Origin of the sequence: Streptomyces sp. NPDC059564, from assembly GCF_042735575.1 — a bacterium.
GTDB lineage: Bacteria > Actinomycetota > Actinomycetes > Streptomycetales > Streptomycetaceae > Streptomyces.
The window spans coordinates 1-9,218 of the sequence record NZ_JBHWBP010000310.1 but is presented as its reverse complement, the minus strand read 5'-3'; the positions used below and the strand labels follow the sequence as shown (position 1 = coordinate 9,218).

Here is a 9,218-nt window from a genome sequence, read left to right as displayed (position 1 = left end):
GGGTCGGCGTCGGGGAGGGGGAGGCCGTCGTCGGCGCCGCCGAAGTCAGGCTCGGCGGCGGCGGAACGGCCGGGCCGCTGCCCTCCGCCGGTCCGCACGCGACGGCCACGCCCGCCGCCAGCAGACCGACCAGCGCGAGGCGGACCCGCCCCGCCGCCCCGCGCCCGCCTCTGCGGCCGTTCCCCGTTCTGCTGCCCCTGTTCGCGCTGTGCATCGGTAGTACCCCCACCTGGATTTGGTTAAAGAGGCAACATCATAGGAACGGGTATCCGCTTGTGTGGGGGTCTCTGCACAATTCGTAGGGTCCCCTCCGCTACCGCTGACGGTCCGCCAGGAACGCGGCCGACGAAGCGTCCCGCTGGTGCGGGACGGAGGAAGGCGACCCGGACGACGGCCGGGGATCCTCCTGCTGGAGGGAGACCGTCCGCGCGGGGGCGGGGATCGAGATCCCCTCGGCCCGGTAGCGCTGGTGCAGGCGCTTGATGAACTCGTGCTTGATCCGGTACTGGTCGCTGAACTCGCCCACGCCCAGGATGACCGTGAAGTTGATCCGGGAGTCCGCGAACGTGTGGAAGCGGACGGCCGCCTCGTGGTCCGGGAGGCCGCCGCTGATGTCGGCCATCACGCTGTCCACGACGTCGAGGGTCACCCGCTCGACGTGCTCCAGGTCGCTCTCGTAGCCCACCCCGACCTGCACGAGGATCGACAGCTTCTGCTCCGGCTGCGTGTAGTTGGTCATGTTCGTCCGCGCCAGGCGCCCGTTGGGGATGATGACCAGGTTGTTCGACAGGTTGCGCACCACGCTGTTGCGCCAGTTGATGTCGACGACGTACCCCTCCTCGCCGCTGCTCAGCCGGATGTAGTCACCGGGCTGGACGGTCTTCGAGGCGAGGATGTGCACCCCGGCGAAGAGGTTGGCCAGGGTGTCCTGCAAGGCCAGGGCGACGGCGAGACCGCCCACCCCGAGGGCGGTGACCAGCGGCGCGATGGACACCCCGACGGTCTCCAGCGCGACCAGCACGCCCATCGTGAGCACCACGATGCGCGTGATGTTGACGAAGATGCTCGCCGACGCGGCGACCCCGGTCCGGGACTGCGCCAGCGACTGGACGAGACCCGCGACGACCCGGGCCGCCGTGACGGTGGCGATGAGGATGAGCACGGCGGTGAGCGACTGGTTCACGATCCCGGCGAGCCGCGCCGTGAGGGGCAGCGCCGAGGCCGCCACCGCCACGCCCGCGATGACGGCGGCCCACGGCACGATGGTGCGCAGGGAGTCGACGATGAGGTCGTCCCCGGTCCACCGCGTCCGCAGGGCGTGCTTGCCCAGCCACTTCAGCAGGGCCCGCAGCAGCAGCCCGGCCACACCGCCCGAGACCAGCGCGATGGCGGCGACCACCCAGTCGTGCAGGACGAGGTCCCGGGTCAACGGATCTCCTCCGCGCCGGGTGCCTCGGGGGCCGGGGCCGGGGCGGCGGAGAGGGGGGCCGCCGCCCGTCGCGGTATGTGCTGTGTCGTCACCATGTCACCTGTCAGCTCGTGTTGCGTGCCAGCCCCGGTTCGCGCGTGCGTACGCATCCGGGGCGAGCTGCCATCCTCTCCCATGGACCCGACGCCTCCGCAGGTGGGCCGGGGCCGGCCAGGGCTTCGGCGCTGTCGCCGCCGCCCACGGTCGACGTAGTGTCGTGAGGGACCGCCGTGTGATCGTGGGGGCGGTGCCGGACGAGTCGGAAGAGGGTGAGCAAGTGCGTTTGCGTGATGTGGGGATGGGCGACGTCGAAGCCTACGTTCGGATGCGGTGCGACCCGGTCATGATGGCCGACCTCGGCGGCCCGCTTCCTCCTGAAGGGATGGCGGCGAAGGTCGAGCGCGATGTCCGCGGTGTGGCAGGCGGCACTCAGTGGATCAAGATGATCCTTCCCGACGAGACCGTCCCGGCGGCGGTGGCGGGAACCGTGACCCTGTGGTCCCACGACGAGGACGGCAGGCGGATCACCGAGATCGGCTGGATGGTGCTGCCGGAGTTCCAGGGACGCGGTCTGGGCAAGCTGGCCGTCCGCACCGTGCTTGAACTGGCCCGCGAAGAAGACCGCTGGGGTGTCGTGCACGCGTTTCCGGCGACAGCGAATGCCCCGTCGAATGGCATATGCCGGTCCCTAGGCTTCAGGCTCCTGGGCGAGGAGGACGTGACCTTCGCCGACCGGGTCTTGCCGACCAACCACTGGGTCATCGACCCCCGTACCGATCTGAAGTGAGACTGCGACGACCCCTGTGCGCGCCCGCGCACCCCGGTCACAGCCCTCAGAGGTCGATCGAGCGGAACTCGTCCAGCACGACGAAGCCCGTGCTGTCGTAGAGGCTCATCGCGACCTCGTTGCCGCCGAACACGTTGAACATCATCGCCTCGTCGCCGCCCTGCCGGGTGGCCCACTCGCCGACGGCCATCGCGGCCCGGCCGTAGCCCTTGCCGCGGTGCTCCTTGTGCACCTCGAGGGAGAAGCCGAAGGTCACGCCCGGCAGGAAGCCGTGGTTCACCCAGCCGGTGCCGATCACCTGGCCCTCGGCCTCCATCGCGTAGAAGGCGTGCCCCGGGGTCAGGTAGCCCTGGGGGAGGTAGAGGGAGAAGTCCCGGTCGGACTTCTCCTTCGCCTGCTCCGGGGTCAGGGCCCCGGCCCGGACGATGTCCGCGATGTACGCGGCCTCCTCGGCGGCGTACCAGCCCGGGTACTCCTCCTCGGTGAGCCGGCGCACCGTCAGGCCCGGCGGCAGCACGGGCCGCTCGGCGGCGGCGCGCATGCGGTTCTGGCCCCGTACGGGGTAGTCCGCGAACGGGCCCGCTCCGCCGGTGAGCCGGACCACCACCCGCTGCGCGCCGTGCTCGGCGCACCACCGCTCGGCCCACTCGCGCCCCCGCGGCACCGTCAGGTCGTGGATCCGGCCCACGGTGGCCCCGTTGTCCTCCGTCACGCCGACCGCGATCCAGCCGCTGCCGTCCGTGGCCACCGTCCAGCCGTCGATCCCTTCCACCGCCCGTGCCAGCAGCGCCTGGGCCAGCGGCTCCGAACACCCCGCGGCCCGGTACCCGTCCAGCACCCGCTCCTCGAACCCGCCTCGCCACTCGCCCTGATCGGCGACGATCCGTATCTCGCTCATCCGCCCACCCTAGGCCGGGGCACCGACAGAGCCCGATCCCGGGTGGCGGCCGCCTCACGGGCCGGGACCGGGCGGATCGGCTCAGGGGCCCGGGCGGTGGCCGGTGCCCGCCCAGGCGCGGGCCGTCAGGGGGATGGAGCCGTCGGTGGAGCGGGGGAGGGTCGCGCGCAGGCGGTCGCGAAGGGCGGCCCGGTGCGGCGGTTCGAGGGAGGCGACGTAGCCGGGGGCCGGTCCCTGGCCGCCGAGGAAGGGCTCCCAGTAGTCGGCGAAGTCCCGGAAGACGGTGGGCACGCTGATCGCCGTCACCTCCACGCCGGCCAGGCCGCCGCCGGTCAGCAGGGCCTGGAGCGGCCCGCGCCCGCACAGGGGGAAGCGGGCCCTCTCGTCGGATGCCCGGTTGAGGGGGTCGAGTGCGGTCGCGGCCTCCCAGAAGCGGCACAGGAGGCCCATTCCGTCGTCGGCGTAGTCCCAGAGGTAGACCGCCACCGTGCCCCCGGGGCGGACGACGCGGACCAGTTCGGCCGCCGCCCGCGCCGGGTCCGGTACGAAGTTCAGCACGAGCCCGCTCACGGCCGCCCCCGCCCCGGCATCGGGCAGCGGCAGGCGCGTGGCGTCACCGCAGACGAAGTGCGCGCGGGGGTCCCGGACGTGCCGCCGTGCGTGCCGGACGTAGTCCTCGGACCGGTCCACGCCGGTCACCCCCGCCGGGGCGGCCGCGCGCAGGATCTGCCGGGTGACGGCGCCGGTGCCGCACCCGACGTCCAGCCAGTCGAGGCCGGGAGGAAGGCCCAGCCGGCGCACCAGCTCGGCGGCCACCAGCCGGCTCCACCGGCCCATGAACGGTTCGTAGGCCTCGCCCGTTCCCCACATCGCCCGGTCGCCTCCGCCTCGTCTCACCGTGGTGCCGGGTACCGACGTCCTCTCGCGCCCGCCCACCACCCCACCCATTCCACCTCGACCGGGCCACTCCCGCGCGCCGGGGTGAGCCTGGGGCGGCCGGGTGGCGGCGGGGCTACGCCCGGAGGTTGCCGTCCGCCTCCGTCAGGGCCTCCAGCAGCGGCCAGCCGTCCAGTTCGGTCTCCGTGCGGGACACCGGGAGCTGCCGCCGGGACGCGACTTCGTCCAGGAGGCGGCGTACGGCGCCGGGTTCGTGGAGGTTGAGGGAGCCGCCGTCCACGAGGGCGACCCACCCGCAGTGCGCCGCGAACCCGCCACCCACCACCCGGCCCGGGCCGTCGCGGAAGACGATCCGCAGCGTTCCCCCGACGCCCTGACGGTGCAGGGAGAGCACGTCACGGCAGTCGGGATGCCGGTGGCGGAGGGCCCAGAGCCAGACGGTGTCGCCGACGACGAGACGACGGACCCGGCGATCGCTGTTCACGCCCCGACGCTACAAGACGCACCCCGTCACACCGCCCCCGGCCGCTTCCGCGTCCGCCGCCCCAGCCAGACGCTCCGCTCCACCCTCCGCAGCCGCTCCGCGTCCAGGGCGACGAGCGCCGGGTGCGGCAGCAGCAGGCAGTACGCCCGCAGAAGGTCGTTCTCCGCCGGCTCGGGGTCCCGTTTCCGGTCGCCGCCCGGGCCCCACACGAGCAGGACCAGCGCGAGTACGGTGCCCAGCGCGGCCGCCCACTCCACGGCTCCGTGCGGCAGCCGGCTCGTCACGGCCGCCATCGCGAAGCCCCAGAAGCCGCACAGCGCGGCCACCGCCAGCACGCCCGCACACCCGAACAGGGCCCCGTGGGCCCCGCCCGTGCGCGGCGGGCGGGGCAGGGACTCCGCCCGGGCCCGGCGGAACGCACCGCACCGCTCCTCGTACACCGGGTCGCGCTGGATGATCCGGCCCAGCACCACGGGCCGGGGGTGGCGCCGCCGCACGGCCTCCAGCAGCGCCGCGGGCACCGGGTGCGCGGGGGCCTGCGTACCGGCGCCGTCCGCGAGCCGGACCACGTAGCGGCTGTCGATGCCTATCGCCCCGGCCAGCAGCAACTCCGCGGCCGCGGCCCGCGTCTCCTCGCCCCGCACGGCCGCCGCGTAGTACGGATCGACCCCGAGGGCGGTGAGCCGCGCCTCGTACCGGCGCCGGACGCGGGCGCGGCGCCGGTACCGCGCCTCCCTCGCTCCGTACGCGAGGGCGGTGACGGTCAGCGCCGTGAGGCAGAGGATGACGCGGGGCTCCATGCCCGCAGGCTAAACGGAGCCTGCGATCGGCCTGTTGCCCGGGCCTGGCCGGACCGCCGCCACGGGCGGATGGCACCATACGGTGATGGAGTGGGCGGAACTGGAAGACCGGGCCCGGGCGCTGGCGGCCGCGGGCGGACGACGGATCCTGGGCATCGCGGGGCCGCCGGGAGCGGGCAAGTCGACCCTGGCCGCGCACCTGGCGCGGGTACTGGGGCCCGGACTGGCCGTCGTCGTACCGATGGACGGCTACCACCTGGCGCAGGCCGAGCTGGTGCGGCTCGGGCGGGCCGACCGGAAGGGCGCCCCCGACACCTTCGACGCCGCCGGCTACCGGGCGCTCCTGGGGCGCCTGCGCACGGACAGCGCCGAGGTGGTCTACGCACCGGCCTTCGACCGCTCGCTGGAGGAGCCGGTCGCCGGCAGCATCCCTGTCCCTCCCGGCGTACCGCTGGTGATCACGGAGGGCAATTACCTGCTGCACGAGGCGGAGCCGTGGGCCTCGGTGCGAGCGCTGCTGGACGAGACCTGGTACCTGGCCCCCGACGACACCGTGCGGGTACGCCGCCTCGTGGCCCGGCACGTCCGCCACGGCCGGACCGGGACGGAAGCCGCCCGGTGGGTATCGCGCTCCGACGAGGCCAACGCCCGCCTCATCGCGCCGGGCCGCGACCGCGCGGACCTGGTGGTGGAATGAGGCGAGCCGCCCGGCCCCACCCGACAGCGGCAACGACAACGACAGCGGAAGGGCCGGGGACTTCGGCGTCAGTGGAACGCGGTCGCGCGGACGGTGGCGCCGCACAGCGCGAACTCACCGCCGTCGTCCGGCGCCATCTGGAGCCCGCCTCCGCCGCCGACTCCCACGACGATCGAGGGGGCGACGACAGGATCCGCGCCGGAAGCGCAGTACCCGTCCGCCTCGCCGAGGACCGGGGTGAAGGTCAGCTGGGTCGTGGCCCGGCCGCCCGCGGGCAACTGCACGGTGCGCGCCTGGCCTTGGCGGACCACGCTCAGGGCCTTGCCCTTGCCCGGGGAACCCGAGCCCGCCACGGCCACGGTCGGGAAGCTCTTCAGGACGCACGGTCCCGGGCCTTCGTTGATCACGGTGACCCGTACCTGCGTGGACCCCACGCGCTGGGCGCCGCCGGGCACGAGCCGGCTGGTCGTGCAGGCGGGTGCCGGTGCTTCCGGCGACGCTGCCGCCGCCGGAACGATGCCGGCGCACAGGCCTGCGGCGAGTACACCGGCCGCGAGCAGCGCGACGGAACTCCTTGTGCCCTTCATGAGTGCTCCTCCCCCCGACAGGGGGCGACGCCAGGATCCGGCCACCCCGCTCGGTGTCGGTTCGATCCCGTTCCACCATCCCACGGCACACCTGCCCGGGCACCCGGACCGGACGCGGGCCCGGGGACGCCCGTCCGGCCCATCGGCAACACCCATCGACAGCGGCTCACGCATCGGAGCGATCATGGAGGAACACATGGATCACGAACGCACGGATCACGAACGCACGGATCACGAACGCACGGATGAGGCACACATGGGTACGGACCCCTCGCCCTGCCGCGTCGAGGTGCTGTCGCGGGAGGACGTGCGCGTCGTCGTCATGACGGGCGAGTTCGACATCGACCACCTCAGCGGCCTGCGGGAGGCCCTCGACCCCCTGGCCCCGGGCGTGAGCCGCTACGTCCTGGACGTCGCCGGGGTCACCTTCACCGACTCGACCGTGCTGAGCCTGATGCTGCAGCCCGCCCTGACCCGGCCGGTGATCCTGGCCGGGGAGCTGCCCCGGCACCTGGCCCGGCTCCTCGAACTGACCGGCGCCGACCGGGTGTTCACCATGGCGCCCTCCGTGGAGCAGGCCCGGGTGATGGTCGTCCCGCCGCGCGGGGGCCGGGCCTGAGGTGACGCCGGCCGGGCTCAGGGCGCCACGGCGACCAGGCGTCGTACGGACTCGACCACGGCCGCGCGGTGGCGGGCCAGCAGCTCCGGCGGCCAGCCGGCGCCGGACTCGTCGGCGGCCGGGCCGCCCACCGCGCCGAACCAGGCCTGGGACAGGCCCATGACCAGGGTGAGGACGTCGGCGGGCGCCAGGGCCGCGTCGACGACGCCCTCCCGCTGGGCCCGCTCCAGCACCTCGATCTTGCCCTGGTAGGACTTCGCCTCCGCCTCCGAGGAGCCGGGCCGCTCCAGCTGCTTCCACAGGACGAGCCGCATCAGCGACGGCCGGGCGACGAGGTGGTCGAAGACGGCGCCCGCGTACGCGGGGAGGTCGTCGGCGTCGAAGGGCACGGACTCGGAGCCCGTCTCCAGGGCCCGCTGGAGCACGGCGTCGAAGAGCTGCTCCTTGTTGCCGTAGTAGACGTAGATCAGCCGTTTGTTCGCCTGCGCGGCCTCGGCGATGCGGTCGACCCGCGCCCCGGCGATGCCGTAGGCGGCGAACTCGGAGAACGCCGCGTCGAGCAGCCGTGCCTTGGTTGCGCTGGAGTCACGTGCCATGGCGGCAGCCTAGCAAGTAACTATCTGGTTATTGACATTCAGGGGATCGCCGTCGCATGGTTGACCTATCCAGTTAGTTACTTACGTTTCCCCACGCATCGAGGAGCATCACCATGGAGATCCGCGCACTGGGCGGACAGGGCCTGGAAGTCGGCGCAGAGGGCCTCGGCCTGATGGGCATGAGCGCCCACTACGGGGCCACCGACGACACGGAGTCCCTCGCCACCATCGACCGCGCCCTGGAGCTGGGCGTCACGCTCCTCGACACCGCCGAGGGCTACGGCCCCTTCGTCAACGAGCAGCTGCTGGGCCGCGCCCTCGCCGGGCGCCGCTCCGCCGCCGTGGTCGCCACCAAGACCGGGGTCGAGTTCACCGACGAGGGCGCCTTCCTCGGCCACAACGGGACCCCCGACTACATCCGCCGTGCCGCGGACCGCTCCCTGCGCCACCTCGGCACCGATCACATCGACCTGTACTACCTGCACCGGGTGGACCCGGCGGTGCCGGTCGAGGAGAGCGTCGGCGCCCTCGCCGAGCTGGTGAGCGCGGGCAAGGTGCGCCACATCGGCCTGTGCGAGGCCGCGCCCGCCACCATCCGGCGGGCCCACGCCGTGCATCCGCTGGCCGCCGTGCAGACGGAGTACAGCCTCTTCGAGCGGGGCATCGAGCACGACGGGGTGCTGGACACCCTGCGGGAGCTGGGCATCGGGCTCGTCGCGTACTCCCCGCTCGGCCGGGGGTTCCTGTCCGGGGCCGTGACCAGCCCCGACGACTTCGCGCAGGACGACTTCCGGCGTACGGACCCCCGCTTCCAGGGGGAGAACTTCGACCGCAACCTGGCCGTGGTCGCGGAGGTCCGCCGGCTCGCCGAGGCCAAGGGGGTCACGCCGTCGCAGCTCGCCCTGGCCTGGACGCTGCGCCAGGGCGCGGTGCCCATCCCCGGCACCAAGCGGCGCCGCTACCTGGAGGAGAACATCGCCGCCACCGCGGTGACGGTCACCGACGCGGACCTGGCCGCCCTCGACGCGGTGGCCCCGCACGGGGTGGTCTCCGGCGACCGGTACGCCCCCGAGCTGATGGCCTCCCTCAACGGATGAGCGGAGCCGCCGCCGGCCCGGCCCCCGGCTCAGTCCTCGGCCGACGCGCAGTCCGGGTGCCCCCAGCGGGACGCCAGCTTCACGATGGTCTCCCCGGCGGCGTACGGCTTGCCGCAGGGGCAGCTGCCGGGGAACTTCGCCTTGACGGAGGCCCGGCCACGGGCGGCGCCGCCTGCGGTGCGGCCCGCCGGCGCGGGCTTCGCCGTACCCCCGGAGGAGGCCCGGCGGGCCGGGCCGCCACGGGCCGGGGCGCTGCGCGCCGGAGCGGGCACCGGCAGCTCGGCGTGC

The 9,218-nt window shown here is 73.8% G+C and carries 11 protein-coding genes and 1 pseudogene; 4 read left to right on the top strand and 8 right to left on the bottom strand.

The window, feature by feature from the left end; genetic code table 11:
* Window positions 1-313 precede the first annotated feature (313 nt).
* Window positions 314-1,429: a mechanosensitive ion channel family protein gene (locus tag ACFV0Q_RS33015; RefSeq protein ID WP_385010399.1), complete on the bottom strand. Its 1,116-nt coding sequence runs from the start codon at window positions 1,427-1,429 to the stop codon at window positions 314-316.
* 316 nt (window positions 1,430-1,745) lie between these two features.
* Between ACFV0Q_RS33015 and ACFV0Q_RS33010 the strand changes: the two genes are divergently transcribed.
* A complete protein-coding gene (locus ACFV0Q_RS33010; protein ID WP_385010401.1) occupies window positions 1,746-2,255 on the top strand; it encodes a GNAT family N-acetyltransferase in 510 nt (169 codons plus the stop codon).
* Window positions 2,256-2,301: 46 nt separating this feature from the next.
* Here the strand turns inward: ACFV0Q_RS33010 and ACFV0Q_RS33005 are convergent, their stop codons facing one another.
* The 4 genes from ACFV0Q_RS33005 to ACFV0Q_RS32990 form a co-directional block, all read right to left on the bottom strand.
* Window positions 2,302-3,153 (bottom strand): GNAT family N-acetyltransferase, encoded by an 852-nt coding sequence (locus ACFV0Q_RS33005; protein WP_385010398.1) that lies wholly within the window; start codon window positions 3,151-3,153, stop codon window positions 2,302-2,304.
* Between the two features lie 81 nt (window positions 3,154-3,234).
* Window positions 3,235-4,023, bottom strand: coding sequence for a class I SAM-dependent methyltransferase (locus ACFV0Q_RS33000; RefSeq protein WP_385010397.1), 789 nt, complete (start codon window positions 4,021-4,023; stop codon window positions 3,235-3,237).
* Window positions 4,024-4,165: 142 nt separating this feature from the next.
* Complete coding sequence (locus ACFV0Q_RS32995) at window positions 4,166-4,534, bottom strand: hypothetical protein (RefSeq protein WP_385010395.1); 369 nt, start codon at window positions 4,532-4,534, stop codon at window positions 4,166-4,168.
* Window positions 4,535-4,560: 26 nt separating this feature from the next.
* Window positions 4,561-5,334 (bottom strand): hypothetical protein, encoded by a 774-nt coding sequence (locus tag ACFV0Q_RS32990; protein ID WP_385010394.1) that lies wholly within the window; start codon window positions 5,332-5,334, stop codon window positions 4,561-4,563.
* 85 nt (window positions 5,335-5,419) lie between these two features.
* Between ACFV0Q_RS32990 and ACFV0Q_RS32985 the strand changes: the two genes are divergently transcribed.
* The gene (locus ACFV0Q_RS32985; RefSeq protein ID WP_385010393.1) at window positions 5,420-6,031 is read left to right on the top strand and encodes a nucleoside/nucleotide kinase family protein; all 612 of its coding nucleotides are present in this window, start codon (window positions 5,420-5,422) and stop codon (window positions 6,029-6,031) included.
* Window positions 6,032-6,099: 68 nt separating this feature from the next.
* Here ACFV0Q_RS32985 and ACFV0Q_RS32980 read toward each other — a convergent pair whose 3' ends face one another.
* The gene (locus ACFV0Q_RS32980; RefSeq protein ID WP_385010392.1) at window positions 6,100-6,618 is read right to left on the bottom strand and encodes a DUF4232 domain-containing protein; all 519 of its coding nucleotides are present in this window, start codon (window positions 6,616-6,618) and stop codon (window positions 6,100-6,102) included.
* Between the two features lie 256 nt (window positions 6,619-6,874).
* On the opposite strand from ACFV0Q_RS32980, the gene ACFV0Q_RS32975 reads away from it, so the two are divergent.
* Window positions 6,875-7,237: an STAS domain-containing protein gene (locus ACFV0Q_RS32975; RefSeq protein ID WP_385010391.1), complete on the top strand. Its 363-nt coding sequence runs from the start codon at window positions 6,875-6,877 to the stop codon at window positions 7,235-7,237.
* A gap of 17 nt (window positions 7,238-7,254) precedes the next feature.
* On the opposite strand, the gene ACFV0Q_RS32970 is transcribed toward ACFV0Q_RS32975, so the two are convergent.
* On the bottom strand, window positions 7,255-7,833 hold the full coding sequence (locus ACFV0Q_RS32970) for a TetR family transcriptional regulator (protein WP_385010389.1): 579 nt from the start codon (window positions 7,831-7,833) through the stop codon (window positions 7,255-7,257).
* A gap of 113 nt (window positions 7,834-7,946) precedes the next feature.
* On the opposite strand from ACFV0Q_RS32970, the gene ACFV0Q_RS32965 reads away from it, so the two are divergent.
* A complete protein-coding gene (locus ACFV0Q_RS32965; protein WP_385010387.1) occupies window positions 7,947-8,930 on the top strand; it encodes an aldo/keto reductase in 984 nt (327 codons plus the stop codon).
* Between the two features lie 29 nt (window positions 8,931-8,959).
* Here the strand turns inward: ACFV0Q_RS32965 and ACFV0Q_RS32960 are convergent.
* Window positions 8,960-9,218 (bottom strand): annotated as a pseudogene (locus ACFV0Q_RS32960) (ribonuclease HI); the annotation flags it as partial.

Bases quoted from the DNA above. Each gene is read 5' to 3' on its own strand.
- ACFV0Q_RS33005 (WP_385010398.1), bottom strand. From the start codon at position 3,153: ATGAGCGAGATACGGATCGTCGCCGATCAGGGCGAGTGGCGAGGCGGG.
- ACFV0Q_RS33000 (WP_385010397.1), bottom strand. From the start codon at position 4,023: ATGTGGGGAACGGGCGAGGCCTACGAACCGTTCATGGGCCGGTGGAGC.
- ACFV0Q_RS32990 (WP_385010394.1), bottom strand. From the start codon at position 5,334: ATGGAGCCCCGCGTCATCCTCTGCCTCACGGCGCTGACCGTCACCGCC.
- ACFV0Q_RS32985 (WP_385010393.1), top strand. From the start codon at position 5,420: ATGGAGTGGGCGGAACTGGAAGACCGGGCCCGGGCGCTGGCGGCCGCG.
- ACFV0Q_RS32980 (WP_385010392.1), bottom strand. From the start codon at position 6,618: ATGAAGGGCACAAGGAGTTCCGTCGCGCTGCTCGCGGCCGGTGTACTC.
- ACFV0Q_RS32975 (WP_385010391.1), top strand. From the start codon at position 6,875: ATGGGTACGGACCCCTCGCCCTGCCGCGTCGAGGTGCTGTCGCGGGAG.
- ACFV0Q_RS32970 (WP_385010389.1), bottom strand. From the start codon at position 7,833: ATGGCACGTGACTCCAGCGCAACCAAGGCACGGCTGCTCGACGCGGCG.
- ACFV0Q_RS32965 (WP_385010387.1), top strand. From the start codon at position 7,947: ATGGAGATCCGCGCACTGGGCGGACAGGGCCTGGAAGTCGGCGCAGAG.